At 34.4% G+C, this 26,546-nt stretch carries 31 protein-coding genes and 3 pseudogenes; 20 read left to right on the forward strand and 14 right to left on the reverse strand.

Translation table 11 applies throughout. From position 1 onward, the window contains the following. The first annotated feature begins 105 nt into the window (after window positions 1-105). Window positions 106-1,536, forward strand: a complete 1,431-nt coding sequence (locus AC1Q8M_RS01080; RefSeq protein WP_000084613.1) for a YfcC family protein — start codon at window positions 106-108, stop codon at window positions 1,534-1,536. Between the two features lie 225 nt (window positions 1,537-1,761). Continuing rightward, window positions 1,762-1,914, forward strand: a complete 153-nt coding sequence (locus AC1Q8M_RS01085) for a hypothetical protein (RefSeq protein WP_098361268.1) — start codon at window positions 1,762-1,764, stop codon at window positions 1,912-1,914. 295 nt (window positions 1,915-2,209) lie between these two features. On the opposite strand, the gene AC1Q8M_RS01090 is transcribed toward AC1Q8M_RS01085, so the two are convergent. Next, complete coding sequence (locus AC1Q8M_RS01090) at window positions 2,210-2,785, reverse strand: TetR/AcrR family transcriptional regulator (RefSeq protein WP_000999971.1); 576 nt, start codon at window positions 2,783-2,785, stop codon at window positions 2,210-2,212. A gap of 142 nt (window positions 2,786-2,927) precedes the next feature. Between AC1Q8M_RS01090 and AC1Q8M_RS01095 the strand changes: the two genes are divergently transcribed. Both AC1Q8M_RS01095 and AC1Q8M_RS01100 read left to right on the forward strand, forming a co-directional pair. After that, window positions 2,928-4,403: an MDR family MFS transporter gene (locus AC1Q8M_RS01095; protein ID WP_001057523.1), complete on the forward strand. Its 1,476-nt coding sequence runs from the start codon at window positions 2,928-2,930 to the stop codon at window positions 4,401-4,403. Between the two features lie 351 nt (window positions 4,404-4,754). Beyond that, window positions 4,755-5,315 carry a PRK06770 family protein gene (locus AC1Q8M_RS01100; RefSeq protein ID WP_065228391.1) on the forward strand — a complete coding sequence of 187 codons (561 nt, stop codon included), beginning with the start codon at window positions 4,755-4,757 and terminating at the stop codon, window positions 5,313-5,315. Between the two features lie 91 nt (window positions 5,316-5,406). Here the strand turns inward: AC1Q8M_RS01100 and AC1Q8M_RS01105 are convergent, their stop codons facing one another. Then, the gene (locus AC1Q8M_RS01105; RefSeq protein WP_001177693.1) at window positions 5,407-5,541 is read right to left on the reverse strand and encodes a hypothetical protein; all 135 of its coding nucleotides are present in this window, start codon (window positions 5,539-5,541) and stop codon (window positions 5,407-5,409) included. Between the two features lie 214 nt (window positions 5,542-5,755). On the opposite strand from AC1Q8M_RS01105, the gene AC1Q8M_RS01110 reads away from it, so the two are divergent. The 5 genes and pseudogenes from AC1Q8M_RS01110 (at window position 5,756) to AC1Q8M_RS01130 (ending at window position 8,389) form a co-directional block, all read left to right on the forward strand. Beyond that, complete coding sequence (locus AC1Q8M_RS01110; protein ID WP_492334111.1) at window positions 5,756-5,863, forward strand: YjcZ family sporulation protein; 108 nt, start codon at window positions 5,756-5,758, stop codon at window positions 5,861-5,863. A 496-nt stretch (window positions 5,864-6,359) separates the two neighbouring features. Next, window positions 6,360-6,947, forward strand: a complete 588-nt coding sequence (locus tag AC1Q8M_RS01115) for an excalibur calcium-binding domain-containing protein (RefSeq protein ID WP_000734535.1) — start codon at window positions 6,360-6,362, stop codon at window positions 6,945-6,947. 56 nt (window positions 6,948-7,003) lie between these two features. Continuing rightward, the gene (srtD, locus tag AC1Q8M_RS01120; RefSeq protein ID WP_065228392.1) at window positions 7,004-7,666 is read left to right on the forward strand and encodes a class D sortase, LPxTATN-specific; all 663 of its coding nucleotides are present in this window, start codon (window positions 7,004-7,006) and stop codon (window positions 7,664-7,666) included. Between the two features lie 188 nt (window positions 7,667-7,854). Continuing rightward, window positions 7,855-7,974: pseudogene (locus AC1Q8M_RS01125) on the forward strand (GNAT family N-acetyltransferase); the annotation flags it as partial. Between the two features lie 28 nt (window positions 7,975-8,002). Then, window positions 8,003-8,389, forward strand: coding sequence for a hypothetical protein (locus AC1Q8M_RS01130; protein ID WP_098855678.1), 387 nt, complete (start codon window positions 8,003-8,005; stop codon window positions 8,387-8,389). A gap of 96 nt (window positions 8,390-8,485) precedes the next feature. On the opposite strand, the gene AC1Q8M_RS01135 is transcribed toward AC1Q8M_RS01130, so the two are convergent. Continuing rightward, the gene (locus tag AC1Q8M_RS01135) at window positions 8,486-9,868 is read right to left on the reverse strand and encodes an alpha/beta hydrolase (protein WP_098365637.1); all 1,383 of its coding nucleotides are present in this window, start codon (window positions 9,866-9,868) and stop codon (window positions 8,486-8,488) included. 837 nt (window positions 9,869-10,705) lie between these two features. Beyond that, complete coding sequence (locus AC1Q8M_RS01140; RefSeq protein ID WP_000540377.1) at window positions 10,706-10,831, reverse strand: YjcZ family sporulation protein; 126 nt, start codon at window positions 10,829-10,831, stop codon at window positions 10,706-10,708. 197 nt (window positions 10,832-11,028) lie between these two features. On the opposite strand from AC1Q8M_RS01140, the gene AC1Q8M_RS01145 reads away from it, so the two are divergent. Beyond that, the gene (locus tag AC1Q8M_RS01145; RefSeq protein ID WP_000013692.1) at window positions 11,029-11,286 is read left to right on the forward strand and encodes a hypothetical protein; all 258 of its coding nucleotides are present in this window, start codon (window positions 11,029-11,031) and stop codon (window positions 11,284-11,286) included. A gap of 103 nt (window positions 11,287-11,389) precedes the next feature. On the opposite strand, the gene AC1Q8M_RS01150 is transcribed toward AC1Q8M_RS01145, so the two are convergent. After that, window positions 11,390-11,929: a DUF4352 domain-containing protein gene (locus AC1Q8M_RS01150; RefSeq protein WP_001035582.1), complete on the reverse strand. Its 540-nt coding sequence runs from the start codon at window positions 11,927-11,929 to the stop codon at window positions 11,390-11,392. 414 nt (window positions 11,930-12,343) lie between these two features. Here AC1Q8M_RS01150 and AC1Q8M_RS01155 point away from each other — a divergent pair, with 414 nt between their 5' ends. Both AC1Q8M_RS01155 and AC1Q8M_RS01160 read left to right on the forward strand, forming a co-directional pair. Then, window positions 12,344-12,928: a CGNR zinc finger domain-containing protein gene (locus AC1Q8M_RS01155; protein WP_001158447.1), complete on the forward strand. Its 585-nt coding sequence runs from the start codon at window positions 12,344-12,346 to the stop codon at window positions 12,926-12,928. A 116-nt stretch (window positions 12,929-13,044) separates the two neighbouring features. Then, window positions 13,045-13,599 (forward strand): HPP family protein, encoded by a 555-nt coding sequence (locus AC1Q8M_RS01160; protein WP_000368844.1) that lies wholly within the window; start codon window positions 13,045-13,047, stop codon window positions 13,597-13,599. A 178-nt stretch (window positions 13,600-13,777) separates the two neighbouring features. On the opposite strand, the gene AC1Q8M_RS01165 is transcribed toward AC1Q8M_RS01160, so the two are convergent. Then, window positions 13,778-14,044 (reverse strand): YmzC family protein, encoded by a 267-nt coding sequence (locus AC1Q8M_RS01165; RefSeq protein WP_098361271.1) that lies wholly within the window; start codon window positions 14,042-14,044, stop codon window positions 13,778-13,780. Window positions 14,045-14,479: 435 nt separating this feature from the next. Between AC1Q8M_RS01165 and AC1Q8M_RS01170 the strand changes: the two genes are divergently transcribed. From AC1Q8M_RS01170 to AC1Q8M_RS01180, 3 genes are read left to right on the forward strand one after another with little or no spacing between them, the layout of a single operon-like run. Next, a complete protein-coding gene (locus tag AC1Q8M_RS01170; protein WP_000198941.1) occupies window positions 14,480-14,938 on the forward strand; it encodes a MarR family winged helix-turn-helix transcriptional regulator in 459 nt (152 codons plus the stop codon). After that, window positions 14,931-15,515 carry a CDP-diacylglycerol--serine O-phosphatidyltransferase gene (gene pssA / locus AC1Q8M_RS01175; protein ID WP_141532461.1) on the forward strand — a complete coding sequence of 195 codons (585 nt, stop codon included), beginning with the start codon at window positions 14,931-14,933 and terminating at the stop codon, window positions 15,513-15,515. Before AC1Q8M_RS01170 ends, pssA begins: the two co-directional genes overlap by 8 nt. Before the next feature lie 39 nt (window positions 15,516-15,554). Continuing rightward, window positions 15,555-15,926 carry an ATP synthase subunit I gene (locus tag AC1Q8M_RS01180; protein ID WP_000620577.1) on the forward strand — a complete coding sequence of 124 codons (372 nt, stop codon included), beginning with the start codon at window positions 15,555-15,557 and terminating at the stop codon, window positions 15,924-15,926. Between the two features lie 59 nt (window positions 15,927-15,985). On the opposite strand, the gene AC1Q8M_RS01185 is transcribed toward AC1Q8M_RS01180, so the two are convergent. The 4 genes and pseudogenes from AC1Q8M_RS01185 to AC1Q8M_RS01200 form a co-directional block, all read right to left on the reverse strand. Continuing rightward, window positions 15,986-16,096 (reverse strand): YjcZ family sporulation protein, encoded by a 111-nt coding sequence (locus AC1Q8M_RS01185; RefSeq protein ID WP_000505669.1) that lies wholly within the window; start codon window positions 16,094-16,096, stop codon window positions 15,986-15,988. A gap of 631 nt (window positions 16,097-16,727) precedes the next feature. Further along, complete coding sequence (locus AC1Q8M_RS01190) at window positions 16,728-17,903, reverse strand: MFS transporter (RefSeq protein ID WP_065228393.1); 1,176 nt, start codon at window positions 17,901-17,903, stop codon at window positions 16,728-16,730. Between the two features lie 280 nt (window positions 17,904-18,183). After that, the gene (locus tag AC1Q8M_RS01195; protein WP_000433732.1) at window positions 18,184-18,495 is read right to left on the reverse strand and encodes an ArsR/SmtB family transcription factor; all 312 of its coding nucleotides are present in this window, start codon (window positions 18,493-18,495) and stop codon (window positions 18,184-18,186) included. Window positions 18,496-18,640: 145 nt separating this feature from the next. Continuing rightward, window positions 18,641-18,791 (reverse strand): annotated as a pseudogene (locus AC1Q8M_RS01200) (IS3 family transposase); the annotation flags it as partial. Between the two features lie 244 nt (window positions 18,792-19,035). Between AC1Q8M_RS01200 and AC1Q8M_RS01205 the strand changes: the two are divergent. Beyond that, window positions 19,036-19,671, forward strand: a complete 636-nt coding sequence (locus AC1Q8M_RS01205) for a VanZ family protein (RefSeq protein ID WP_098361272.1) — start codon at window positions 19,036-19,038, stop codon at window positions 19,669-19,671. 99 nt (window positions 19,672-19,770) lie between these two features. Here the strand turns inward: AC1Q8M_RS01205 and dhaQ are convergent, their stop codons facing one another. Further along, window positions 19,771-20,769 carry a DhaKLM operon coactivator DhaQ gene (gene dhaQ / locus AC1Q8M_RS01210; RefSeq protein ID WP_098365638.1) on the reverse strand — a complete coding sequence of 333 codons (999 nt, stop codon included), beginning with the start codon at window positions 20,767-20,769 and terminating at the stop codon, window positions 19,771-19,773. A gap of 19 nt (window positions 20,770-20,788) precedes the next feature. Beyond that, window positions 20,789-21,355 carry a dihydroxyacetone kinase transcriptional activator DhaS gene (dhaS, locus tag AC1Q8M_RS01215; RefSeq protein ID WP_000204220.1) on the reverse strand — a complete coding sequence of 189 codons (567 nt, stop codon included), beginning with the start codon at window positions 21,353-21,355 and terminating at the stop codon, window positions 20,789-20,791. Window positions 21,356-21,533: 178 nt separating this feature from the next. On the opposite strand from dhaS, the gene dhaK reads away from it, so the two are divergent. Next, window positions 21,534-23,285 carry a dihydroxyacetone kinase subunit DhaK gene (gene dhaK / locus AC1Q8M_RS01220; RefSeq protein WP_098361273.1) on the forward strand — a complete coding sequence of 584 codons (1,752 nt, stop codon included), beginning with the start codon at window positions 21,534-21,536 and terminating at the stop codon, window positions 23,283-23,285. 74 nt (window positions 23,286-23,359) lie between these two features. On the opposite strand, the gene AC1Q8M_RS01225 is transcribed toward dhaK, so the two are convergent. After that, the gene (locus AC1Q8M_RS01225) at window positions 23,360-24,001 is read right to left on the reverse strand and encodes an FMN-dependent NADH-azoreductase (RefSeq protein WP_065228397.1); all 642 of its coding nucleotides are present in this window, start codon (window positions 23,999-24,001) and stop codon (window positions 23,360-23,362) included. Between the two features lie 209 nt (window positions 24,002-24,210). Between AC1Q8M_RS01225 and AC1Q8M_RS01230 the strand changes: the two genes are divergently transcribed. The 3 genes and pseudogenes from AC1Q8M_RS01230 (at window position 24,211) to AC1Q8M_RS01240 (ending at window position 25,605) form a co-directional block, all read left to right on the forward strand. Further along, a complete protein-coding gene (locus AC1Q8M_RS01230; RefSeq protein ID WP_001200331.1) occupies window positions 24,211-24,717 on the forward strand; it encodes an RrF2 family transcriptional regulator in 507 nt (168 codons plus the stop codon). Window positions 24,718-24,926: 209 nt separating this feature from the next. After that, window positions 24,927-25,025 (forward strand): annotated as a pseudogene (locus AC1Q8M_RS01235) (DAK2 domain-containing protein); the annotation flags it as partial. 229 nt (window positions 25,026-25,254) lie between these two features. After that, complete coding sequence (locus AC1Q8M_RS01240) at window positions 25,255-25,605, forward strand: SH3 domain-containing protein (RefSeq protein WP_098361274.1); 351 nt, start codon at window positions 25,255-25,257, stop codon at window positions 25,603-25,605. Window positions 25,606-25,797: 192 nt separating this feature from the next. Here AC1Q8M_RS01240 and AC1Q8M_RS01245 read toward each other — a convergent pair whose 3' ends face one another. Further along, a complete protein-coding gene (locus tag AC1Q8M_RS01245; RefSeq protein ID WP_001228903.1) occupies window positions 25,798-26,349 on the reverse strand; it encodes a DUF4352 domain-containing protein in 552 nt (183 codons plus the stop codon). Window positions 26,350-26,546 lie beyond the last annotated feature (197 nt).

A 26,546-nucleotide genomic window follows, 5' to 3' on the forward strand; every position in this document is an offset into this window, starting at 1 on the left:
GTGGGGAAACCAGACTGCCGGCTGTCCGTAAAAGTAATAATCATTGGGGGATGAACGAAACCCCCAATGATTAAAGTTTCACTTTATTGCAAAGGGGATTGGTATATGAGTCAAGTATCAGAAAAGGCAGTTTCATTCGAGCCAGAAGAAAAAAAGGAAAAAAAAGAATGGAAAATAAACGTATTTGCAATGTTACTTGTCTTGTTAGTTATTGCGGCTGTTATTACACATATATTGCCAGCAGGAAAATATGAACAGATTGAAAAAAATGGGTATACAACAGTAGATCCAAATTCATTTAAATGGATTGAATCAACGCCACTTGGATTTTTTGATACGGTAAAATCTATTCCTACAGGGATGGTAGAAGCTGCTAATATTATCTTTTTTATTCTTATTATTGGAGGTTTTTTTGGTGTATTAAAGGCATCCGGTACGGTTGAGGCTCTTGTTTCAACGATGGCAAAAAAACTTGCTAACCGTGAAAAGTTAATGATTCCTATTATTATGCTGTTCTTTGCGCTTGGCGGATCATTAATGGGAATGGCGGAGGAAGCTTTAGTGTATGTACCTCTATTTATTCCGCTAGCTCTTGCGGTTGGATTTGATACGATAACAGGAACTGCGATGGTACTAGTAGGAGCGTCTGTTGGATTTACAACGGCAATTATGAATCCGTTTACAGTTGGGCTTGCACAAGGGATAGCGGGTCTTCCTATGTATTCGGGGATGGGGTTCCGCCTCGTTTTATTCGTAGTCATATATGTAATTGCTGTTACATTCGTCTATCGTCATGCTATGAAAGTAAAGAGGGATCCTGCAAACGGAATTTACGGAAAATTCGATACAAATAAGCAAGACAGCTTACTAACAGCGAAAGTAGAGTTAACAAAAAGACATAAATGGATATTAACGGCCTTTTTAATCAATTATATTATTCTTGTATTTGGTGTTATTAAGTACGAGTGGTATATAAAAGAAATTGCAGCCTTATTTATTATTTTAACTATAATCATTGCAATTCTTGGCAAGATATCTCTTGATGATACAGTAGAATCTTTTACACAAGGATCGGCATCTTTAATCGGGGGAGCTTTAATCATTGGTGTATCACGCGCTATTTTAGTCGTATTGAATCAAGGGCATATTATAGACCCACTACTGTATCAAGTGTCGGAAGAAATGAAACATGTATCTCCTTTTTTAAGTGTTGTTGGAATGTACAACTTCCAAGTAGCGATTCATTTTATTTTAGCATCAGGTAGTGGTCATGCGATGTTGACAATGCCTATTATGGCGCCACTTGCAGATTTATTGGACATTACACGCCAAACAGCCGTATTATCCTTTTCATTCGCCGATGGTATTGGAAATATTATTTTTCCAACAGGTGGTACGCTAATGGCTGGATTAGCAATCGCAGGGATTTCATGGACAAGGTGGGCAAGGTGGATTCTTCCTTTAATTCTCATTGAATACTCAATCGGTTTAATAGCAGTTATAATTGCTCATCTTATTGGTTATGGTCCATCTTAATAAAAGGTGGACTGCTTTCAATTATAGAAAGTTCGGATTTGAAGAAGATCGCTAAATAATGGTGATAGAAAAGCCCGGTTTAGAAGGGCTTTTTTTCTATGTGAAATTTCATTTGTTTTGTTTACATAATATCTTTACAATCATTTGATAAAATAAAGTCAACTGCATATTGTGAGGGTGGATGGTTATCCCTTCTTTCTATTCGGAAGGAAAGGAGGTGATAATATGGAGTTTTTGTTTGACCTTGTAAAAGAGTTTGTCAAAGCGACTGTACGCGAAGTTTCAGCGTATTTTTTGCGGAAGCAACTTCTGGGTAAGGACAACAAAAAACCCACTCCGCGCCGTAGGAAGCAAAAGGGTGGGTTTCTTAAAAAATAATAACGTATAATAACCACCACCCTATACGGTAGCAGTTAAGGAAGAGATGTTAGCGCATCTCTTCTTTTTATTATATGCCAATTTATTCGCTGTTACACTTATATAGTATTCTACGGAAAATATATCATATTCCTATTTTGTGGTCAATTTGATCCCGCTTTAACGGGCAGTAAGACCCCCACCTCAAAATTCAGTGGAAGCAAAGAAGTTAGGTGGGGATCAACTGTCCGTAAAAGTCCGATTGGTGAGGGCTGATTAAAGTTTCACTTTATTGCATGATTGAAAAGGTGTAGTCTTATTCCTTTTCAAACTGAAAAATATCCCGATTAATAAGTTGATGGAGATACCTATCCATTTCAGCAGCAGAAACTTTTCTTTCACTTTTAAACCACCATGCGCTTAATGAGGTGATTGCCCCTGAATAAAATTCAATGATTAAATCATTGGGCATCGTATGATTTTTGTGCAGTTGATTTAACGCTTCTATTTCTTGTTTTCTCGTTTCGTGACTTAAATGCTGTGTTCGGTTAATAAATTGTTCATCAGACATTTGCGTTTCTAATATTTTACCGATTTCTTCATGGTGTAGAAATTGTTCCATTACTTGAAATGGTTTACTTAATCGATCTGAAACCGGTATTTCAGCAATCATCTTGCTGTATCGTTTAAATCCAAATGTTAATAAAGCATCTTTATCTTCGAAGTGTTTATAAAAGGTTGTTCGGTGTACCATTGCGCGGTCACATATTTGGTTAATCGTGATCGTACTATATTTCTGTTTTGATTGCGTCATTAATTCAAATAAGGAATCCCACAGTAATTTATGTGTACGTCTAATACGTAAATCAAGTTGTTTTTCACTATCGTTCATCTACAATTCTCCTTTTTTGTAGATTAAATATACAGTGGCTGAAAATTGATTCTCCCTTTTTAATCTACATATGTATATTATATTACATGTGTTCCGGTGTATTTAAAGTTTTTTAAGTAAGAAACAGGAGGAGAATCTGTAAATGAATATGACAACTAAGAGCCCAGCAAGTGGCAAAGTTGATACTTCTAATTTGAAACATACCCCCATTTTAATTGCATTACTTTTAGGTGCAATGGTTGCATTATTAAATGAAACATTACTTGGAAATGCGTTAACGGTATTAATGAAAGAATTTGACGTAACGGCTTCAACGATTCAATGGCTTTCTACAGCATACATGTTAGTAGTTGGGGTTTTAGTTCCAATTACAGCATTACTTCAGCAATGGCTCACAACGAGACAAATGTTTTTGATCGCTATGGTAACGTTTTTAGTCGGTACATTAATTGCGGGATTCGCACCGACATTTTCCGTTTTATTAATTGGCCGTATCGTCCAAGCTGTAGCGACGGGGTTAATTACACCGTTATTAATGAATACGATTTTAATCATTTGTCCACCTGAAAAACGTGGTGCGACAATGGGATTAATCGCACTCGTGATGATGGCAGCTCCGGCAATTGGCCCTACATTATCTGGAGTAATTGTGGATTCATTAAATTGGCGCTGGTTATTCTATATTGTTATTCCTATCGTGATTATTTCCATTATGATTGGGATGAAGTACATTCAAAATGTTTCAGAGTTAACAAGGCCAAAAGTAGATTACCCATCTATCCTTTTATCGACATTAGGATTTGGCGGGCTTGTGTATAGCTTTAGTGCATCGGGTGATTTAGGATGGTCCGATGCAAAAGTGTATGGCACTTTAATTGTTGGGCTTATCTCATTATGTATTTTTGCCGTTCGACAATTGAAAATTGAGAATCCAATTTTAGAATTACGAGCATTTAAAGTTCCGATGTTTACATTATCAGTTGGATTAATTGTCATTGTGATGATGTCGCTATTTTCAACGATGACTTTATTACCGATGTTCCTGCAAACCGTTTTACTCGTTACAGCTTTTAAATCAGGAATTATCATGCTTCCGGGAAGTGTTATTAGCGCCATAATGGGACCAATCGCAGGTAAACTATTTGATAAATTTAGTCCGAAAGTTATTATCGTTCCCGGCATTGTCTTAGTAGGAATTGCAATGTTCTTATTTAAAGGCATTACTCCTGATACATCAATGGTACAAATTATTGTCATGCATAGCGTATTAATGGTTGGACTCATGTTTGTCATGACAGCACAAACATACGGTTTAAATCAATTAACACCAGATTTATATCCGCACGGAACAGCACTATTTAGTACGTTGCAACAAGTAGCTGGTGCAATTGGTACAGCTATCTTTATTTCGAAAATGTCTTCAGGAACAACTAAGTATATGGAAAGCTCCGCAAATCCACTGGATCCAGTAGAGAAGTTAAACGGTTTAACGTCAGGGTTCCAAGGCGCATTTGCACTTGGGTTAATCTTTATTATTGTTGCATTTATCGTATCGTTATTCTTAAAAGAAGAGAAAGAAGGAGTAAAGGCAGCGAGGGTTTTACAGAACGAACATTAAGGTTTATATAAAAAAGACATCTTTCCCTAGAAAAGATGTCTTTTTTATATTTTTTTCGTAACACTTGTTTTGGGTGTCTTTATACATAAGAATCGGTATGTACAATAATTATCCTTTTTGAGAATAAGGATGCAAAGCCGTACTAATAACTAATAGTTCACCAGATGATTTAGTGACATCGTATATAGATCCTGTTATGAGAATAGGCATAGTCATGATTGTGAAGTTGTTATATTGGTATTAAATGATTTATACGTTTTTTATAGTAAAAATTAGAGACACTTCAATAAAAAGGAATTAAATATGGTACTCTTTAGTTAAGATATTTAAACGAAGACAGGAGAAATGAAGATGGACAAAAAGCTAACGTATTGGCTAGCATCTATTATAGGTGTAGTAGTACTTGCAACTGGTATGACTTATGGAATGTTACAGTTTGCTGAAGTCCCGCTTGAGAGTGAGGACCATGTTTTTGCAGAGGTTAATAAAGAAGACACACTATCGAATGAAGCAGAAGTGAAAGGTTCAAATGCACAACTTCACATTACAGTAACTTCTACTGAAGAAGAAGTTATTTCAGCTATGCATAGCATGACTCATCAAAAAGTAAAAGCGTGTGAAGGAAAGGGAGCAACCCCTATGTCCAAAAAGAATGCAGAGAAAGTAAGAAACATTCTAAACGGAAACAATTTCAAGAATAAAGAAGAGCTATTAGCAATTACTGAAAGATGGGCAAATAGAGATTTTAGTAAAATTTTAGAAGAACATAACTATTTTATTAAACTTCAAGGTGGCAAGATAGGTGAGGCTACAGTGATGGATACGGTAGACGAGCAAGTATTCTGTCTCAATACTTTCGGTGATGATGTAACGGCCGCATTAGTTAAATCAGGAGATCTTCAGCCACGTTAAAGTGTCTTTCTCAATTATAAGAAAAGCCTCAAGTATTCATATATTTGAGGCTTTTCCAATGAAAAGATAGGAATGATCCGAATTCTTTACATTAAGAACAAAGTGGAATTACTCCTAAACCAATTAATAAAGCTGCAGCAACTGCTGGAATTGGTACAGGAATTTGAATACCTTCTACAAACAAGAAATACTGACCACTTACTATTTTAAAACAAACTAATTGCATGGCTATTCCTCCCTTCTTTTAGAATTAATACATTATATTAATTTATCTATTTATTGTTATAGTTGAATTATTCATTTTTAAAAATATAGTTAATATGTGAATAGTTTTCGAAAGGACCTGCTCAATCAATACGAAAAAACATAAGATGAAACGAATCCATTAAAATACATGAGTGAACCTTAGTTTTCCCCTCTTATCTAAAGGAGGAACTATTATGGGTTATGGTGGTAGTTGTGGCGGTTGTGGCTTCTCGGGAGGCTTTGCTTTATTAGTTGAATTATTCATTTTATTAATCATCGTTGGAGCTTCTTGCTTCTGCTAAAAACTATTGGAAAAGACACTCATATGGAGTGTCTTTTCTTTCGTGCAAAATGATTCCTGATAATATCCAACTGTATATAGTATACGGTATATTTTTTCCTCATTAGACATGTAGAATTGTAATAATTATATTAACACCAGGAGATACAAAAACTTTCTTACTTGAGGATGTTTTCAAAGTATTACTGTCTCAAATGCTACTACAGCTAACGCTTTACTGATTCCATTATTTATCCAACAAATAACATATATTTGTTGTGATAAATCAAATTCATATTACTGTGAGAATAGTGATTATGGTTATTAGTAGTTATTAAAGAGGGCCTTGGCTCTTTTTTTATTTTCTTTCGACATAATATGACAATATACGAATTAACAGTTTGGTATTATTATCTAGAAATCTTACATTTATCTACAAATTATTATTGTATTTTTAATTTTTTAAATGTAAAATATTTCAATGTAAATACATACCATTTAGGGGGATAAAGAAATTTATGAAAAAATTATTAGCTTCAGCAACAGCGGTAACACTATTAACAGTGGGGTACAGTTCTTCTGCATTTGCAGCTAAGAGTCCTAATGATACAAAAAACTGTGGCCATTTTAAAAGTCAACAAGATGCTCAAGCATTCTGGGATCAAAATGGATATGGTGTTGGAAATGATCCGCACCGTTTAGATAATGATAAAGACGGCATTCCATGTGAGGATTATAAATATCCAAAGAGCACAAATACTACAACAGAAAATAAAGAAACTACTAAACCTCAAGAACAACCTAAACAAGAAAATACTAAACAGGAAAACACTAAACAAGAACCTGTTAAACAAGAAAATACTAAGCAAGAGAATTCAAAACAAAACAACCAAACAACAAATAATAAACAAGAACAAACTAAGCCTCAAACAACTGCAAAAGAAACAAAGAAAAATACTAATACAGTTGTGAAAAAAGAAACAAAAAAACAAGGTGAAAAATTACCTAATACAGCATCAAACGGTGTTACAATGATGCTAGCAAGCTTAGGATTAGCATTAGCTGGAGCTGTATTAATGTTCCGTCGTAAAAAGACAAACGCATAAAATAGTTCCTTAAAACGGCAGGAGAAATCCTGTCGTTTTCAAATGGAGTGATAAGAGTGAATAAAAAACAATGGATAGGCTTATGTTTAACTGTTATTGGACTTACTATCTTTTCTTATTATTTTCTAGAATGGTATAGTGCTAGACAATCAGCAGAGTCGTTGACAACTAACGAGGCTAAACAATATGAGATCTCCACACCTTCTAAAGAAAATGAAAAGCAAAACATCAATCAAATAGAGACAGAGATAAAGACTGACACTTCATTACAAGAAGAACCTGTACAAATTCCTGCTTCAAAGGTAAACCATCAGTTAGGAGATAAAGTAGCATATTTAATTATCCCTAAAATACAAAAGAAATACTCTATATATTGGGGAGCCGATGATAAAGTACTAAAAAAGGGTGTAGGTATGTTTGTTAGTGACTTAACTACTACACCATCTGGAAATGGTCATACAGTTTTAAGTGGACATAGAGATACTGTTTTTACCGAGCTTGGTCAATTAAAGGAAAATGACCAACTTATCGTGGAATATGAAAATAAAACATATACATATGAAATTAACAAGCATTGGATAACAGATTCAGAAGATCGAACAGTTATTGTAGAAAAAAGTGAGCCAACATTAACATTAACAACTTGTTATCCTTTTGACTATATAGGAGACGCTCCAGATCGGTACATAATTGAAGCATCTCTACTTTCCATTCATTGATGAGGATGGAAAGTCCAATACACATTAGTAAAATTAAAGTGGTTATCGAGTCGGAGAAAGGCACCTTAGAGTGTCTTTTTTTATGTAATTTAGTTGCCCATATGGAAAGTTTGTTATAGTTTTTTGTTTAGCGTGATTTTTTTCGAAATGCTGGCGGCACCCCATCGCTATCAACCTAACAGAACAGGTTGCTCCCAAAAGTTTTTTATACAGAATAACATCAAAAAATACGTCTTGAACAAGCGTTAAAAAAGAAAGCTGAAGGGCAAGTATACCCTTTTGGAATCTTTTTAAGAGAAAATGATAAAATGAAGATAATATTAGGGAATTGTGAGGATGATTACGTTGCTTACTTTGATAAAATTTGTAGTTAGTTATGCTGTAAGTCTATTTGCTTTTATTTTTGGATGGTTCTTAATTTCATATATTTTTAATCCTAGCTTTATTCACCCAGACGTTTTACAGGGGTTCATAAAAACTATCGTCACTTATGGTAGTATACCAGCTCTTATAGCTTGTCTAATTGGGGAAGTCTTATATAGGAAAATTAAACGATGTCGAGAGTTTCAATTTGGAATTCCTTTATTTATAGGACTAGCAGTTATCTATACACTTATACCATTTCTTTTTCTTTTTAATTTTTCTTTTTCATATTTCTTTGACTTCGTTGCACCTGTTATTATGGGTTCCTTAGCGTTTTATTTAGTACGTAGAAAAATATAATTTTCGTTTTGATCCATTATAATAGCTATCTCTGAATCACTAGTTTCAAAAAAGCCTTCACGCAATGATGATTGCATGAAGGCTTTTGATGTTTTCTTATTTTTTTGTCTCGTTAACCCATGTAATAATGTCTTGGATGACATACTCGGGAACATTAGCAGGAATTTCGTATTCACTAGGAAGACTTAATTCCCCGTCACCCTCCGTGAAGAAATGATTCAATTTCGGGTATTTTTTGAACTGAACATTCCCGCGGTTTGAAAGTCCTTTCTGCCATTTTGTATATTCATCTTTTACTGTTACTTGATAATCGCGTGCTCCTTGCAAAATGAGTAAAGGCTCTTTTCGTGATTGTGCTTCTTCAACTGGACGCCACCTAGAAACATCATACATAAAATGAGGTGACCCAAAATTGTAGCCAGCTGGAGGATGGTCAGGATTGAAAGCAGGATCCTGGATAAAAGCGACCTGTCTTTTTAATTCATCGATTACTTCCTTTGACTCCCCAAGGTATTGATACTGATCAATGGCAATGTCAGTCAAAGGGCGTGCAGGTGGTGCGAGTAAGATACTTCCTCGGACAAGTGAGGAAGGCGCTTTGCTCAGTATACGCGGCATTGTGCCAGCTCCTTGGCTATGTCCGAGAATGAAAATATTATTTGGATCAATGCCTTCCTGCTGCGCTGCTGACTTTGCTGCATATATGGCATCATCTGTAGTATCACGGTCTAATGTAACAGGTTCTGCACTCATCTTTAATGCATGTTCTAAGGTACGTTTTTCATAGCGCAACACTGCAATTCCGTTGGATGAAAGGCCTACCGCAAGATCGCGTAAGATTTTTGTTCCCAAATAGGTAGCATCGCGATCATGGATGCCAGCACCATGAACAAGAACAACTACGGGCAACTTTTCACCAGGCTTATGTTTCGGAACTGTTAATGTCGCTGGTAACGGATAGGTAGAATTTCCAATGACGATTTCACGTTCTTGATAGGAGTCAGGTTGATCATAGCTAGGATGGGGGATGGTAAAAGATTCCTCGGGTGGCCTTTCTCCAATTTCATCTACTTTCCCGCCAGGTGTGAATTTAAGGAGTAGCGGTATGGTAGTTCCTTCGGTAGCTGCTGGAATTTCCACCGTCTGATGGACCAAGTTTCGTTCTTTTATCACAGGGATTCCCATGCTTTTTATCCCGCTCCAGCCACTTTGTGTCCACCAGTTTTGTAATGTGTTTGCTGTAAATTTGGATTGAAAAGCAGCAGACGTCAACTGGAGTGCCTCTGCATACTTACCTTGCTGGAGATATTCAAAAAATAATGATGTACGCTCCGTTAAAGAGACTAGTTTCTTTTCAGCAGATTGTTCCTCGCGTGTATCTGCGTGAATAGTTGTTGTAAGCGGGAAAGATGAAACGCCTAAAGAAAAGAGTAGGGTAAAGGTAAGTGCTGATCTTTGTATTTTCTTTTTTTTATTCATGTTTTAACCTCCAATATGTGATGGTAAAAAACAGGTAGGGTAATTAGGGTTCTGGTGCGAAAACTTAAAAATATTTGCAAGCAATCTCCAAAACTTGGACATACTCATATTATTATTCTAAAAAAACGTAGATTTCTTCTCTTGTCACATGCATATTAATCCCAGAAATAATCTTTCTTCCTTCACTTTATATTTTGATTATACGAAACAAAGTTCTCGTTTTTCTTACTTGATACTTACAAATTCCTTAAGTAGGGGATATTTTAAAATCTTAGCTTGATGAATATGTAGAAGTACTCCTATGTTAAGAGATAGCTTAAGGACCAAGGATTATATTGTTTTTATGAAGAGTTGATGTTATGTTTGTTTTGTAACATATGGTGTTTTATGTATGTAGGAGGATTTATTGAAGAAATTATTAATATTGTTTTTATTAGCTACATTTTGTCTACAGATTACAGGATGTTCTAATAATATGGGTACACTAAGGGAGAAGTCTAAAACTTCAACACCTGTGAAGTCTAAACGCATCAATAAAGGGTGGTACAAACATATGTAATAGTTTGTACCACCCTTTATTGATGTTAGAAGTCATAAAGAAAAGGTTGTAGATATTTTTCATAAAGAAAAGACACCCTAAGGTGCCTTCCTTCGACTTGAACCATCTTAATTTTAATAATATATTGGACTCCCATCCAAATATTATTTTACCATGTTAAGTTGTTTTATTCATTGAGAAATATGCTTTAAAACTATATTTTTAAAAATTATATAGATTTGAACAATATGTATACGAGCCACATATCAAAAAAAAGACACTCTCAAGAGTGCCTCTCCTTAGCAGCCGAATCCGCCGCCCCAACAGCTAGCGCCAACGATGATTAATAAGATGAAGAGCACAACAAGTAAGGCAAATCCGCCGCCGAAACCACAGCCTCCACCACAACTACCTCCATAGCCCATATTAACTCCTCCTTCCATAAAGACCATTTATTAATGGATTTAATTTAATTTATGTTTTTAAGGGTGAATGGAGCAGGTCCTTAAAAAAATAAAAGGATTTTGGAAGTTAAAAAGAGTTGACGAACTTATTTTTGTCACCGGTATTTCGTCTGCTACATATTGTATTTTATTCTGTGTATTGGGGGAAGGAGGATCTTATGGCTAATTCTGAGATGATTTTACGTTTACTTACGGATTTAAAGATTGAACAACAATTGTTGAAAGAACAGTTAGAGAAAATGCAAACAGCTGTGACTATTCTTGAAGAAAAATCAGTGACGCTTAAAGAAAAACCAGCGACTCTTAAAGAAAAAACAATGACTCCTGAAGAAAAACCATCTGTTACAAAGCAAAGAGCTTTTTCTGGACGCCCAACATCTTTTCGTGATTGGAGAGCAGCTAGTCAAAAAAATTAGGGAATGTTATGTGAAATGATAAATAAAAAAGTACAGTCTGCTGTAGAAAAGACTGTACTTTTTTATGTCGGTAGAGAATGTTAAGGGAGACGCATTTATTGGCCTATTCCACTTTTAATTGGAGTTCTTTATCTAACTTATCATTATTAATTTTTAAAGTTAATCCTTGCGTGTTTTTCGGTACATCAAATACAATGTTTCCTTCCGAACTTTCATTAGGATTAACAATATTAAATTTGAATGTGGAGATATTCGCAGCTTTAAGTACTGACTGATATTCATTGGAAATGTGATATTCTCTTCCAAATCCATCAATTAATTTAAAGTTGTTAATATCTAGTGTAATGGGTTCTTCTTTACGATTATAAACGGCGATGTCTAATACTTTAAAGACACCTTGTGCTTTAACTTCTCCAGTCCCTAGAACATCTAATGACTCGGCAGATCCCATTGACATGTATACATCAGAGGAATCTACATTGGTAGGAAGTTCTTTTTGCGGATCCTTGCTGCTAAGTTTGTTATTCTCTGTTTTTTTAGAAGTAGCCTGTTCATTTTTCTCGGGCGCATCATGTGAACTGCAAGCTGATACTCCAAACAAGAATGTGCTACATAATAATGATGCTAATAACTTTTTGTTCATCGTTTGTTTCTTCCTTCCAAAATAGAAGCACTTTTAATGAGTGCTATATATATTTGTATATGTATTACATTTTATATCTTATTATATTAATTTTGGAAGGAAAAGGGAAAAATTGAGCATTTCTCTGATTCGAATTATTTATCTGTCTAAAAGTTGAAATTAAAATGAGCCCCATAAATGATAAACCATTCCACTTACAAAAAATGCTAATCCTAAAAATAAAACAATTAAAGCAAGAATTCCATTTTTATTATGTTCCATAAAAGTAGCTCCTTTTTCATTTACTTACATACAAAAAGCCTTTAGTCGTAATTATGGCTAAAGGCTTTAATCTTCATACTTTGTAGTTTATAAAAAAGTTGCACTTCTGTATTAATCTGGAATATGATTGTTTAAAGAGAAGGTGATGAGTACATGCAGGAAACAAAACAATTCCCGCTTATATCTGGAAATCCCTCATTAGATTTAGTAAATACAGAGTTAGTTAGGCGTGGACAACGTTATGATTTATTAATAACAGATGAAGATGTATTAGAATGGCTACATGTAATAAAGGTTAATCTTCCTTTTTGGAATGAAAAAACACTTATAGGAATTCAGAAGCGAATGGATCAAGTTACATCTAGCATATTAGAGGTAAGAGAAGTATTGAGAAAACAGTTTGAGGCAATTGCTGATCAGCAAGAAATTTCTAATGATTTTATTACGTATTTAGAAAAACAAATTGAGAAGGCACCATTTACATATAAAATCATTGAACAGCAGCTAGTATCTATCCCAGTTGGAGAAATCGAGGATGTACTCGCATCGTTAATTGCATTTGACGCTTTAACGTTAATAGCAGAAAATAAGCTTATTTCCCTTAAAAGGTGTTCAAATCCTGACTGTGTTTTATTATTTATAGATAAGAGTGGAAAACGAAAATGGTGTTCTATGAAAATATGTGGGAACCGGAAAAAGGTAGCAAAATTTCAGGATCGAAAATTTGAAGAAGTTTAGAGAATCAACTTATAACAGTTGATTCTTTTTTTGTACTTTATAACTAACCCCTTAAATTAATATTTACAGGTTAGTTATGTCGAGTTATAATTGTTGGTAAATAAAGGAGGAGAACGATGGATAATATAACAGCAACTAAGCAGAAAGATCCTCAACCAATAAGTGTACGATATTTTACAAAAATGAAAGGGAAAGGAAGAAGCCCATTACAAGTAAATGTAAAGGACTCTTTAACGGGACTACTAGGGGGATTTTTAACAATTCTTACCTTAACATATTTAACGAGCATAACCTCTACAGAATTATTAATGGCTCCATTTGGTGCGAGTTGTGTATTAGCGTTTGGAGTTTGGAATGCGCCATTATCTCAGCCGCGTAATATTATTGGAGGACATTTGATTTCAACTTTCATTGGTCTATCAATATATCATTTGTTTGGGAATGAATATTGGACAATTGCTTTAGCGGTGGGGATGGCAATAGCCGTTATGATGTTAACGAGAACGACGCATCCTCCGGCAGGCGCCGATCCGATTATCGTTATTTTAGGGGCAAATAGTTGGAGTTATTTAGTAACACCAGTTTTAATTGGCTCCGTTGTTATTGTAGTTATTGCTTTATTCATTAATAATATGAGTAGTAAAAGAAGCTATCCAACTTTTTGGATGTAGTTTGTAAAGTGAAAAATAATTTAAGTGAGTATTCTATTCTTACTATGTTTTATTTTTTATATAGTAAAAGCCTTAGTCGTAATTGCAGCTAATGACTTGGGTCCTCATACTTTGTAGTTCATAAAGAAAAGACACTTTAAAGTGCCTTCTACAGATTTGAATTATTTAATTCATGTAATTAATATTCGTTAGCATAAAACTCTTTTATTAATTTTATTTCATTTGTATCTGGATTAAACTTAAATATTTTAATTTGATTCGATTCATCTTTGTATGCAAATGTATTCTCACCAACTTGGGTCATATTGCTGGTGTTTAAAATAGGATCGCTACCGTGATCAGTAATTTCCACAGTTTTCTCCCGGTTCCAGAATGCAATGACAATAATCAAAATGATAAGACATACCCGTATAAAACGTAATTCTCTTGCAACAGGATATTCCATCTGTTTGTCTCCTTTACTGTTTGATAGAGTGTGTTTATAAAAGAGATAATTCCTAGGAATATAAATAAAAAAGACACCGTAAAGTGTCTTTTTTATTTTAGTTATGCGCATTACTTAATAAGACGCTAGTTCCTCAGTCTGGCTATGAGTAACTATGTAGGGTGATTCCATTATAACATTTTAACCAGTAATGGGTCTATATGGAATTTAATTGTTTTTCTTTTTGATTATTCAGAATGACTTACCGAGTATTTGGATGAGGAAAGCAGTGAGACAGAAGCGACTAAACTTGTTTTAGAAGAGTGTCTTCTTTTTTGTATCATTGTGAGTAAAGTGTAGAGCGATATTTCCCTTTACACGAACATAACGGTATACTATAGTTAAGTTAAGTGAACTTAACTATTAAGCGAAATAAAAGCATGGAGGAATAACGCTATGACTAGAACGTATAAAGAAGTAATTAATGAAATGAACCGAGCTTATAATGAATTCTACATTTTACTATTCCAGGAGTTAAAAGATGAGTTCGGTCTTACAGGACAGCAAGAGAGCATGCTATTTCATATTAATTTAAATGAAAACACGACGGCAAATCACATTGCGACTACTTTTAATGTATCAAAAAGTGCCGTTAGCCAAGTTTTATCGAAATTGGAGAAACAGAAGATGATTTCAAAACAAGTAAACCCTAATAATAAACGGGAGTATTTTCTTACACTTGGTCCAAACGGTAGTAAGTATATAGAGCGGTTGTCTGAGTTAGATGATGTATTAATTGAGAAATATTTTTCTAAAATCGATATAAACGCCCTAGAGCAAATGACAGATACGTTAACGAAAATAAATAAAGTGATATTGGAAGAAAAGCAGAAGGATCTTGATTGTAATGAGTAAGAACTTAGATGAAGCAATTAGTAGAAAGGAGGAGAAGTGCATTATGAGTTTCATACCAAATATGATTACGATAGCAAATTTTATATGTGGGCTTTTGGCTATTCATGCTGTTTTCGTTGACGAGATGTACGGTGCAGTTATGTTCATTATTACAGGTATGGTCCTTGATCTGTTTGATGGCATGGTCGCTCGGAAACTGGATTCTGTTTCAGAAATTGGTGGAGAGTTGGACTCATTTGCGGATTTAGTTACTTTTGGTGTGGCACCGTCTATTCTTGCATATAGTGTCGCTTTAAAAGATTTGCAGTCTATCGGGATGATATGTGCACTTGCTTACAGTATTTGCGGAATGCTTCGGCTTGCAAGATTTAACACACAGCAAAGCAAACTCCCGACCTTTATCGGCATGCCGATTCCATTTGCGGCAATGTGTCTCCTCATTTTATGTTTTTTAAAGAATCCAGTTTCCGTGGCGTTTGGTACATGCGTACTCGCTTATTTAATGGTGAGCAAAATCAAATTCCCTCATTTTAAAAAAGATATAGCTGAAAGCTTGAAGCCTGGAAGATTGGACTGATGATACGGAATTACAATGAGAAAGATAAAGGAGAATAACATGATTCGTATGGCACTAAAATCGTTTAACATACAAATGTATTGTTTGCTAGGCGTAATGTTATTGGGCTGGCTCGTGACACCTTTTTCAGCCCAGTTTGTAGGGATAAGCATTGGCCTTTTGGTGAGTATGTACTGCGCCTGGATTTTAGGAAGGCGTATTGAAAAGTTCGGAGATAGCATTGTAAAAAAAGAAAAAGCACCGATGCTCGGAATGATAAATCGGTTTGCAGCCGCAATACTAGGTGCGATTATTATGTATGAAATTGAACACCATGAATTCATGTGGACATTCGCTGCCGGAATTATGGGTGGGTATTTCTTGGTTATTATTAATTTGGGGTATTACAGTATGAGGGATGCGGAGGAATAAAGTTTCACTTTATTATAAAGAAAAGACACCCATATAAGAGTGTCTTTTCTGATAGTTTTTTAGCAGAAGCAAGAAGCTCCAACGATGATTAATAAAATAAACAGTACAACTAATAAAGCAAATCCTCCAGCAAAACCGCAGCCTTCGCCGCAACTACCACCAAAACCCATAATAGTTCCTCCTTTTAATAAGAGGGGAAAACAAGGGTACACTCATGTATTTTAACGGATTCAAATTACTTTATGTTTTTTACGCAATAATTGAGCAGGTCCTTTGGAAAATAAAAAAAGACATCAATTAAGATGTCTTTTTTCTTTGTAAATTGGTGTTAAGAAGGTAACTTATTGCTTTTAACCTATGAATAATATAACAATCATCGAGTAAGTTTATTATAGCAGTGATAAATAGGATTTTTATATGTAATATTACATATATATAGATTTATTTATGTTTTATTTGTATATTTTAATTGTCTGTTCCTTGTTTTAATTCGTTTAGTTATATTATTTTTTGAGTGCTCCAGCAATGGAGCCTTTTTTTAGTATTCTATTTTGATGATGTTCCATAAAATTAGCACCTTTTAAAGCTGTTTTTATATAAAAAGTCTTTAACTTGTATTTATAGCTAAAGGCTCTGAGTGTCATACTTTATAGTTTATAAAATCTTATAAGAAGAATAACCAGTATTTTATATAGAATTTATCCCACTATTTGCCGGGCTGCCCATAAACGCCCGATTGGTGAGAGCTGATTAAAGTTTCACTGTATAATGTTTTTTATCCAGTTTGGAACTGAAAATGTACTAGCTTGATAATGAAGCTAGGTTATTAGAAGTGAAAAATTTTAGTTTTATTATAATTAATAGAAATGAAAGTAGTGTAAATATAAATCCACTCCAAATAAGTTGATGAATACCTAAGTTTGAAATGAACCAGCCTCCAATAGTTGTTCCTAGAGTAATTCCAAGATTTGAGAATGAAACGAATAGGCTATTACCAAATTCGGGTGCTTCTCTTGCTTCACTTATTAACCATGTTTGACCAACAATTAATCCACCAGCATGCACGATTCCCCAAATGAATACCATAAAAATCATTGGAACAAGATAAGGACCTAAATAATAAACCAATATGTAAACAATAGAATATAAAATAGGGAACGATATTACTGTATTTACTATGCTTCTTTGCAGAAGACTACCAAATAAATGATTGCCTAAAATCATAACTATACCAAATATGAATAGCATGATACTGATGAGCGATCCATTCATGGAAGTTACTTTCGCAAGGTATTCGGCGAAGTAGCTGTATACGGAAAACATGGCTGCAAAAAGGAATGTGACAGTTAAAATATTTAACCATAATCCTGGTTTGCCGAGTATACGAATTTGTTTGCCGAAAGACATTTTTTCTTTAACGGGCATAGAAGGAAGTGAGATTAGTATTCCAATGAATGCAAGGGCGTTAATAAGCGCTCCGAATAAGAAAGCAATTTCTAATGAAAATTGATCTGCAAGGTAAGAGGTTAATGGTACACCTAGTGCAAAGCCAACCGTAATTCCCATGAAAACTTTTGTAACCGCTTGACCACTCTTTTCAGGAGGGACAAGTTTAGCAGCAGTTACAAGAGCGATTGAAAAGAAGAGTGGGTGAAGTGCTGCAGGTAAAATACGAAAAATAAGCATGATTTCAAATTGTGTTGTATAAGCGTAAATTATATTTGAAATAACAAAAACAAAGATTGCTATTAATAAAATTATTTTACGATTAATACTAGAGACGAGCAGAATTAAAAACGGACCAGAAATAGCAACGACTAGTGCGAATATACTTACTAAAAACCCTGCTTGTGCAGTTGAAATGCCAAATTTCTGAGTGATTTGTGGTAATACACCGACAATACCCATCTCGGTAGTAATAATTCCAAACACCCCTATTGCTAGTGTAAGAATAAGTAAAGGACTTACTTTTTTCATTTGTAAAACTCTCCATTCTTCTTATTATTTTGAAAGTGAAATCGATTTATTAACAAGGAAATGAGCATGATTGGATGTCAATAGTAATAGAATTATGTAATTTTAAACACAAACACAGATATCTGAATAACTAGATATGATATGTTAAAAAAGATGCTCCTTTCTATGTTTCTTTCTTTTATAGGTAGCGAAGTTTTAAAAAGAATGTATTGGGCAGCTATATAAAAGTAGAATGTGTGAAAGCAAATAATCAATGGTAGGTTGATTATTTGCTTTTACTTTATAATTCATTTTGAACGTATTCAGAAAACGCTTGTATTGTTTTTTCATTTCGACGATAATATGTCCATTTTCCAATTCGGTCAGAGTCTAGTAGTCCTGCCTTTTTCATAGTTAATAAATAACTAGAAATAACCGATTGGGCTAAGCCAGTTTTAAGCTGAATATCTCCTACACACACTCCAATCTGAAAATTAATCCCTTGTTCTAAATAAGGTTTTTCGTCGAAATGGTTTTCTGGATTTTTTAACCATGATAGAATTTGACATCTTGTTTCATTTGACAATGCTTTATAAATTAATGAAGGTTCCATAAGGATATTATATCTATTTTTATAGATTTGTAAATGGGTTTGTGTGATTTTAAGGGAAGAAGGTATAGTTGATCCCCTCGAATAGGAATAAGGTGCTCTTGATCTGTACCCTTTGTAAAGGACATTTTAAAAAAAGTTAGGCAACCTAAAAAAGATGATTTCTGTATGCAAACAGAAGTCATCTTCTTTAAATTCCATTGATAGCAAGAGTGATTATAGTACGTCATATATTTATTAATTTCATGTTTTAACTGAACAAACGAGTCACATGATTTTATATATGCTTTATCGGTTAAAGTACTACGAGGATTACGTGCAAAAATGATAGTATTGTTAGGTTTAAGCATGTTGTTGCCTAGCTATCAATGGCGGATGCCTAAGAAGAGTAATAATAAAACCCAACTGAAGATTTAAGAAAAATTTTATATTTACCCCACTCTTTATTTTAAAAGTTTTTCCTATCCTATAAATGAGTTACATCATGAAGGAGACTAAAAAAGACAAAGTCATAGATGAAAATGTAAAGTTAGGGGATTCTACATGGATACAGGAATTTTGATTAGTTATTTGTATACGTATTTTTTTACGATTATTTTTTGTATTGTGTTTCAAATTGGATTTTATTTTAAAGCGAAAAGAAATATATCTATTCGGCATTTTCTATGGGTATATGTTTTTCTATTCTACCTTTCGTTAGTGTATAAGGTGACGCAGATCGCGACTGTATGGGATATAAGTAGATATGAAACGTGGATTCGTGTGAGTCAAATCAATTTGACTCTATTTGATACGGCAGGTAGTACTACGTATCTTTTGAACATTGTACTGTTTATGCCGTTAGGTTTTTTATTACCGATGATTTGGCCGCACTTTAGAAAAATGAAAAACACCGTATGTGCAGGATTTCTTTTTTCATTGGCAATTGAGTTAAATCAATTACTTAATAATAGAATTACAGATATTGATGATTTATTTACGAACACTCTCGGGGCGATTATTGGATATTTATTATATAGAGCTTTTAAAATGATATTAAGAAGAGAGGGGAAAAAGCTTGATACCAACTCTTCTCTAGTTATAAAATACGAGGCTGTTTTTTGTTTAGTGTGTTCATTTGTAGGGGCGATGTTAATTTATCATCCAGCTTTATTTGGAAGACCTGTCATCATTCAGTGAGGTGATTACGAATTTCTTTTGAACGCTCGTGCGATATTTCAATTTGTAAAAAGCCTTTAACTTGTTATAGTTAAAGGCTTTTATCATCATGATTTTTACTTACCAATTACCCACTCTAACATCCGCTTTCAACCACTTCACCCAATCCAAATCCTCTACCTTAAGCAAACTGAGCGAAACACCCTTCATATCTAAAGAAGTTAACAGCGTACCAACCTTTACGAATGTAACTTGTAAGCCTTCCAATTCACATAAACGGCGAATGTCATTTGCAAAAATGTATTGTTCCATTAATGGAGTTGCGCCGAGTCCATTAATGAGGATAGCGAAGTTATCTCCTTTTCTCCAGCGATAAATGCTTTTTAGTTTGTTCATCAGTTCAATCGCTAATATTTCAGAAGAGGATAGTGCTTCTTTACGGTAACCTTTTTCTCCATGGATGCCGACGCCATAAAACACTTCATCATCGTTTAATGTGAATGAAGCTTTTCCTTTTACTGGATCGTTGGCAGGGGAAAGGGCAACTCCTAATGTGTGTAAGTTTTTGATGACAGCTTGCCCGATTGTTGTTAGTTCTTCTAAAGAATGTCCACTCTCAGCGGCCGCACCTAATATTTTTTGAACGAAAACAGTGCCAGCTACGCCGCGTCTTCTTTTATTAAAGGAAGCATCATCTTCAATTGAAACATCGTCATTTACGATGATGTGGTCAATTTTTCTTCCTTCTTCTTTAGCAATTTGCTTTGCCGTTAGAAAGTTCTCAACGTCATCTTTAAAGTTTTTAATGATGAATAGTATACTTTTATCTTTTGGTATGAGGCGAGTTGCCGCCGCAATTTGTTCCACTGTAGGCGGAGTGAAAATATTGCCGTTTACTGCCGCTGTAAGCATACATTTTCCTACATAACCAATATCAGCAGGTTCATGTCCGCTACCACCGCCGCTTACAATAGCGACGTCTTGCTTCATTTTTTCGATATCTTTTACATAAATGATGTTATTTGTTTCATCGTAATTTACTTTGTCGTTATGTTCAAAATAAAAGCCATGCAGCATATCTTGAACGATATTTTGTACATCATTCATAATCTTTTTCATTGCTTTTGCCACCCTTTAATTACTTTGCTGATTGCTCTAGTAATAGTAGTAATTGATTGTTTATCATATTTTTCATAAGAGAAGACATAATGGAAGGATCTACTTCGCACTTACTTTCAATCCAATCTTTTATCGTTCCAACGAAGCCGTGACTATAAAAGGAGGCAATCGTATTTTTGGTCTCATCAGAAAGGCTGAATCCACAGCTCACAGATAATTCATCAATAATCTTCATATATAAGTTTTTCGTATGCTCAAATAAATAGTGATTAAACGAGTTTTGCTCAATAACTTTAAAAGCATTTCGGTAAAATTTTTGATTTTCATAAAAGTAATCAAATAATAAATCGAAAATGTTTTCCCATGTTTCATAGTCAAGAAAATCGATAATGTTTTCCTTCGTTTCTTCTCTATAAATCCAGCTTAATAGTTCAAATTTATCTTTAAAATGATAATAAAAAGTTTGCCTACGCATTTGACAGTGTAACATAATATCGCTCACTGATATTTTATGAAACGACTCTGTTTCCATTAAATACTTCAATGAGTTCGCGATTATCTTTTTAGAAATTATAGAAGAGGTCATCTGAATCATCCCTAGAATGTTATTAATATAAAAATCCTATCTATAAATGAGAGCGGTGTCTTTAGACAGATTGTCCATTTTGTCCGTTTACTATAAAACGCTTTCATTTTAACATGAGTAGTAAGAAGAAGATTTCAAATATATCACAATATATTAAAGGAATTGAGGGAGAACTACAATGAAAAAGATTATAAACAAACCAGAAACATTAGTAATGGAAATGTGCAACGGAATGGTTATGGCTCATCCAGAGCTGGAGCTTTTGAAAAAATATAAAGTCATTAAGAAGAAAGAAATGAACGAAAATAAAGTAACGTTAATTAGCGGCGGCGGTAGTGGTCATGAGCCGGCACATGCAGGATTAGTCGGAAAAGGAATGTTAGATGCGGCAGTGTGCGGAGATGTGTTTGCGTCACCTTCACAAATTCAGGTTTATCAAGCAATTAAAGAAACAGCTAGTAAAAAAGGTACGTTATTAATTATTAAAAATTATAGCGGCGATATTATGAATTTCAAAAACGGTGCGCATTTAGCGACGGAAGATGGAATTGAAGTCGACTACGTAAAAGTGGACGATGATATTGCGGTAGAAGATAGCCTATATACAGTAGGACGCCGTGGCGTTGCGGGAGTTATTTTAGTTCATAAAATTGCCGGCGCAGCAGCGGAAGCAGGTATGGATTTAGGAGCGGTGAAAGCTGTAGCAGAAAAAGCAGCGGCTAACGTGCGCACAATCGGTTTAGCGTTAACGTCTTGCACAGTTCCAGCGAGCGGATCACCTACTTTCACACTTGCGGAAGATGAAATGGAATACGGTGTAGGTATTCACGGCGAACCAGGAATTAAGCGTGAAAAAATGCTGTCAGCAGATGAACTAGCTAACCGTATGACAAGTGATCTTATAAAAGATTTAGGAGTAAAAGATGGCGAGGAAATCGCACTTCTAGTTAACGGTTTTGGCGGAACACCACTGCAAGAACTTTACTTATTTAACAACGCAGTTACGAGAGAACTAGCAGCTAGAAACATTAAAATTAATAGAGTATTCGTTGGTAATTATATGACAAGTATTGATATGGCTGGTATGTCTTTAACGGTAATGAAGTTAGATGATGAGCTAAAAACATTACTATCTAAAGAATGTAATACACCAGCGTTTAAAGTAGATGGACCAGTTGAAAGTGTAGAGTATGTGAATGTACTTGAAGAGACAGAAGAGAAGGAAGTTTCATTTGAAATAGAAACAGCGGAAGAGCACGCTGTTATTAAAAATAATGTCATTACATTAAACAACATGATTTATCTCGTTGATAAAATGAGCGATATTATTATTAAAAATGAAGTACCGTTCTGTGAGCTAGATACGCATGCTGGTGATGGCGACTTCGGAATGAGTGTTGCAAAAGGATTTAAGCAATTAAAACGTGAGTGGCATTCTATTGTAGAACAAGAAAATGTAACGATTGGATCATTCCTTGACGGTTGTTCGATGATTATTATGGAACATTGCGGCGGCGCTTCTGGTCCAATTTGGGGCGGAGCATTCCGCTCAGCTAGTAAAGCAGCAGGCGAAAAACGTGAGCTAACAGTGAAAGAATTCGCTGAAATGTTACAAGCAGCACTGCAAGGCATACAATCTATCGGTGAAAGATCATTCGGTAGAGGAGCGGTAGTTGGTGACAAAACATTAGTCGACGCACTTGCTCCATGTGTAGATTCTTGGTTAGATAGCGCTTCAAACGAAGAAGACATGAAAACTGCCTTTGAAAAAGGAGCAGAAGCAGCGGTTAAAGGAGCAGAGTATACGAAAGAAATCGTAGCTCGCATGGGCCGCGCTGGTACAGTTGGCGAAAGAAGCTTAGGATATCCTGATGCAGGTGCGCATGCGCTTGGAGTTATCTTTACGGAGATTGCGGGTAGTTTGAAATAGGAATGAGAAGATCCCCTCTGCCTTGTGGTGGAGGGGTTCTTTATTTATAACTATCATTCTTCCAGTGAAAAAATTTATTTGTTAGCCAATCTAGAAGCAGCTTCTTCAACTTCTTTATATGCATTTTGTAATACTTCATTTGGATCTAGTACTGCTGTTCCTTGTGCACGAACAATTTGATAATCTTCAATACCAAGGAAATTAAACATTGCTTTTAAATATTTATGAGAGTATTCCACTTCTGTATACCAATCATCATTTGTATAGATTCCTCCACTTGCTTGTATAACAAGCATTCTTCTTCCATCTTTAAGTAATCCCACTGATCCAGTTTCAGTATATTTAAATGTTTCACGTGCAATCATGATATTGTCCATGTAATCTTTTAACTTTGATGGAATATTAAAGTTGTGCAAAGGTAATACGATTACATACGTATTTGCACTTTTGAATTGTTGTAAAATTTCGGACATACGCTCTGTTACTTTTTGTTCTTCATCAGTTAACTGCTGTCCATTTCCTTGCTTTTCCCATGCGCTTAAAACAGTTTTATCTATCATTGGTACTACATCATCGTATAAATTAATCTGTTCAATCGTTTCATTATTAGGAATTAATTCTTTATAAGATACTAAAAAGTGGTTAAGAACTTTAATGCTGACCGATGATGTATCATCCACTTTTGGATGTGCGTTTATGATAAGTGTTTTGTTCATTTGTATTTCCCCTTTTTAAAAGTTTTTACGTTTTAATCGTCGACAATATTAATCGACGATTAATATTGTCTTTAATATAAACTCTGAAATTATTTTTGTCAATGAAATACATACTATTCTAAAAGAGCCTTTTTTTATTTGACTAAAATTCTAAATGGTCCTAAGATACAATTTGATAACCCTTAAAATAAAAAGCAGGTGATTTGTATATGCAATATAGTGTTGGGGTTGAATATGCCTTGCATTGCCTAGTTTATTTAATCAATGCTCCTTCCAAGGAAAGTGTTGGAATAAAGGATTTGGCAGAGTTTCAAGGACTTTCTGAAACATTCCTTTCAAAAGTTTTCGGTAAATTATCTAAAGCTGACATTGTGAATTCTGTCCCAGGTGTAAAGGGAGGATATAGGTTAGCTAAGTCTCCAGAAGATATTTCTTTTTGGGATGTAATAGAAGCTGTCGAAGGCCCAAAACCTATTTTTCAATGTAAAAATATTGTACAGAATGGTGTACTATATCGAGATGAGGTTTGTAATTCTTGTGAACCTAGCAATTCTTCTTGTACAATTAACTTAGTAATGCTTGAAGCGGAAGAACACATGCGTGAGTTTCTTCGTAAAAAGACTCTTGCATGGTTAGATAAAGAACTTGATATTGTTTTACCTGAAAAGATAAGGGTAGATACTCGTGAATACTTCAAACAGAAAAACTCTAACTAAATCGCCATGACGAATTAGTTAGAGTTTTTTTGTTTTTTAACAATATCAATCAACTTTTATTTGTCTAGTCTAAAGCCTATTTCCATGGCCAATTTGATTTCTTCACATATGTACCACATATCAGTAATTTGTTCAGTATCATTAAATTTAAAAATACCAACTTCATCCCACACTAAAAAAACCTTTTCGCCAGTAGCTGCTTAAAGGATCGCGCTGGTACAGTTGGCGAAAGAAGTTTAGGATACCCTGATGCAGGTGCACATGCGCTTGGAGTTATCTTTACGGAGATTGCGGGTAGTTTGAAATAGGAATTAGCAAGTCCCTCTGCCTTAAGGTGGAGGGACTTTTATATAGTTGATATGTAGAAGGCTTCTTTCGGTGCTCTCCCTGTAAAATATGAGTTTGTTACTATTTTTGATAAAATCTTATTTCAAAAATACAACTAATATTTCTCAACATTAATATATTGAAAATAGTTAGAATATTTAAGATGATCATTTGTGAAGAAGTAAATTATAAAAAAAGGGGTAATTTATTTTGTTACGTCGTTTATCTATTTGTACAGTACTAACAGCTTTTATATTTACTTTATTTACATTTAACGGCTCTGCTTTCGTGGCTACGAATGCTACTGAAAATGAAACAGTAGTAGCAGCTTGTGCAAAGGGAGGTACGGTAGGTGTATATGGTGCAAAGATGCGCAGTGGTTATACTGTCAATTCACCTGTCTTACATACATTTAATGATGGTACGAAAATTACTGGAACATGGGTAACTGGTGAATATGTTCAAGGTCATTACAGTAATTCTAAACAGTGGTTAAAAGTTACATATAAAGGGATGACAGGTTATGTATCCCATACAACATTATATAACGTTTGCTCATAAAACTATGTACCATAATAGCTTTGGATATATTGAGCTAATCTCTTCTAGAGATTAGTTCTTTTTTATCTCTTAGTTTTTAATGGGGCATTTTTTGAAAAAGACCAACGATTCATTAAATCGATGGTCTTACGTTTATATAGTATTCATTTGTATCTATATCAAATTTTTCATTGCTTTTTGCTTATTTTAGACTTAGTTTGTTTGTGATTGTAGCTTATCAATTTTCCAGTATGTTTGTAGAGGGTCTAAAGAGCTTTCAATATAAAACATATATTCATCTACGGTATGTGGTACTTCAAAAGCTATTTTCAATTCTACCGTTTCATTTGGTTTAACTTGTATATCAGAAGGGTTTTGATCAAGCACCTTTCCTTTATAGATCTTTCCGTCTTTTTCATCTTTTAAGTTATATTTTAATTCTGATAGTCCAATCGTTTGACCTCGTACATTTTTTACAGAGACATTAACAATGACGGAATCGTTGCTAGCATTTAAATATGCACTTTGAACAGCGGCCAAGTAATAGCCTCCCTTAACACTCTCGCCAACTAATAAAATGCCTTGTTCCAAGCGGCTCATCTCTTCTTTTTCTTCAAAATTTATTAATTCTTCATTTTCATTTTTTGCGGTTGGTTCTTCTATTGGACCATTTTCAACGGCACTATCTGTTTTATCTTGTGTGCAAGCAGCCGTAACACTGACTAATACTAGAATGAAAGTAAGTAATATAGATAATTTTCTCATAAAATTTATCTGTCTCCTTAAGTTTCTCAATTTTGTGCAGCTATACATATAAGATTAACATAATGTCTCATTATTGGCTCAAAATAGGGGGTCTTTTAGACAACTTATTCTTTTTACTTTTAATATACATTCGATTGGTTCTCGCGATATTTGTTAATCTTTTAAAACATTGGCTTAGTAATACCGAGGGTTATTAT

It is taken from the genome of Bacillus sp. GW823-FHT06A10 (assembly GCF_058795375.1).

Bases quoted from the DNA above. Each gene is read 5' to 3' on its own strand.
- AC1Q8M_RS01080 (WP_000084613.1), top strand. From the start codon at position 106: ATGAGTCAAGTATCAGAAAAGGCAGTTTCATTCGAGCCAGAAGAAAAA.
- AC1Q8M_RS01085 (WP_098361268.1), top strand. From the start codon at position 1,762: ATGGAGTTTTTGTTTGACCTTGTAAAAGAGTTTGTCAAAGCGACTGTA.
- AC1Q8M_RS01090 (WP_000999971.1), bottom strand. From the start codon at position 2,785: ATGAACGATAGTGAAAAACAACTTGATTTACGTATTAGACGTACACAT.
- AC1Q8M_RS01095 (WP_001057523.1), top strand. From the start codon at position 2,928: ATGAATATGACAACTAAGAGCCCAGCAAGTGGCAAAGTTGATACTTCT.
- AC1Q8M_RS01100 (WP_065228391.1), top strand. From the start codon at position 4,755: ATGGACAAAAAGCTAACGTATTGGCTAGCATCTATTATAGGTGTAGTA.
- AC1Q8M_RS01105 (WP_001177693.1), bottom strand. From the start codon at position 5,541: ATGCAATTAGTTTGTTTTAAAATAGTAAGTGGTCAGTATTTCTTGTTT.
- AC1Q8M_RS01110 (WP_492334111.1), top strand. From the start codon at position 5,756: ATGGGTTATGGTGGTAGTTGTGGCGGTTGTGGCTTCTCGGGAGGCTTT.
- AC1Q8M_RS01115 (WP_000734535.1), top strand. From the start codon at position 6,360: ATGAAAAAATTATTAGCTTCAGCAACAGCGGTAACACTATTAACAGTG.
- AC1Q8M_RS01130 (WP_098855678.1), top strand. From the start codon at position 8,003: ATGATTACGTTGCTTACTTTGATAAAATTTGTAGTTAGTTATGCTGTA.
- AC1Q8M_RS01135 (WP_098365637.1), bottom strand. From the start codon at position 9,868: ATGAATAAAAAAAAGAAAATACAAAGATCAGCACTTACCTTTACCCTA.
- AC1Q8M_RS01140 (WP_000540377.1), bottom strand. From the start codon at position 10,831: ATGGGCTATGGAGGTAGTTGTGGTGGAGGCTGTGGTTTCGGCGGCGGA.
- AC1Q8M_RS01145 (WP_000013692.1), top strand. From the start codon at position 11,029: ATGGCTAATTCTGAGATGATTTTACGTTTACTTACGGATTTAAAGATT.
- AC1Q8M_RS01150 (WP_001035582.1), bottom strand. From the start codon at position 11,929: ATGAACAAAAAGTTATTAGCATCATTATTATGTAGCACATTCTTGTTT.
- AC1Q8M_RS01155 (WP_001158447.1), top strand. From the start codon at position 12,344: ATGCAGGAAACAAAACAATTCCCGCTTATATCTGGAAATCCCTCATTA.
- AC1Q8M_RS01160 (WP_000368844.1), top strand. From the start codon at position 13,045: ATGGATAATATAACAGCAACTAAGCAGAAAGATCCTCAACCAATAAGT.
- AC1Q8M_RS01165 (WP_098361271.1), bottom strand. From the start codon at position 14,044: ATGGAATATCCTGTTGCAAGAGAATTACGTTTTATACGGGTATGTCTT.
- AC1Q8M_RS01170 (WP_000198941.1), top strand. From the start codon at position 14,480: ATGACTAGAACGTATAAAGAAGTAATTAATGAAATGAACCGAGCTTAT.
- pssA (WP_141532461.1), top strand. From the start codon at position 14,931: ATGAGTAAGAACTTAGATGAAGCAATTAGTAGAAAGGAGGAGAAGTGC.
- AC1Q8M_RS01180 (WP_000620577.1), top strand. From the start codon at position 15,555: ATGATTCGTATGGCACTAAAATCGTTTAACATACAAATGTATTGTTTG.
- AC1Q8M_RS01185 (WP_000505669.1), bottom strand. From the start codon at position 16,096: ATGGGTTTTGGTGGTAGTTGCGGCGAAGGCTGCGGTTTTGCTGGAGGA.
- AC1Q8M_RS01190 (WP_065228393.1), bottom strand. From the start codon at position 17,903: ATGAAAAAAGTAAGTCCTTTACTTATTCTTACACTAGCAATAGGGGTG.
- AC1Q8M_RS01195 (WP_000433732.1), bottom strand. From the start codon at position 18,495: ATGGAACCTTCATTAATTTATAAAGCATTGTCAAATGAAACAAGATGT.
- AC1Q8M_RS01205 (WP_098361272.1), top strand. From the start codon at position 19,036: ATGGATACAGGAATTTTGATTAGTTATTTGTATACGTATTTTTTTACG.
- dhaQ (WP_098365638.1), bottom strand. From the start codon at position 20,769: ATGAAAAAGATTATGAATGATGTACAAAATATCGTTCAAGATATGCTG.
- dhaS (WP_000204220.1), bottom strand. From the start codon at position 21,355: ATGACCTCTTCTATAATTTCTAAAAAGATAATCGCGAACTCATTGAAG.
- dhaK (WP_098361273.1), top strand. From the start codon at position 21,534: ATGAAAAAGATTATAAACAAACCAGAAACATTAGTAATGGAAATGTGC.
- AC1Q8M_RS01225 (WP_065228397.1), bottom strand. From the start codon at position 24,001: ATGAACAAAACACTTATCATAAACGCACATCCAAAAGTGGATGATACA.
- AC1Q8M_RS01230 (WP_001200331.1), top strand. From the start codon at position 24,211: ATGCAATATAGTGTTGGGGTTGAATATGCCTTGCATTGCCTAGTTTAT.
- AC1Q8M_RS01245 (WP_001228903.1), bottom strand. From the start codon at position 26,349: ATGAGAAAATTATCTATATTACTTACTTTCATTCTAGTATTAGTCAGT.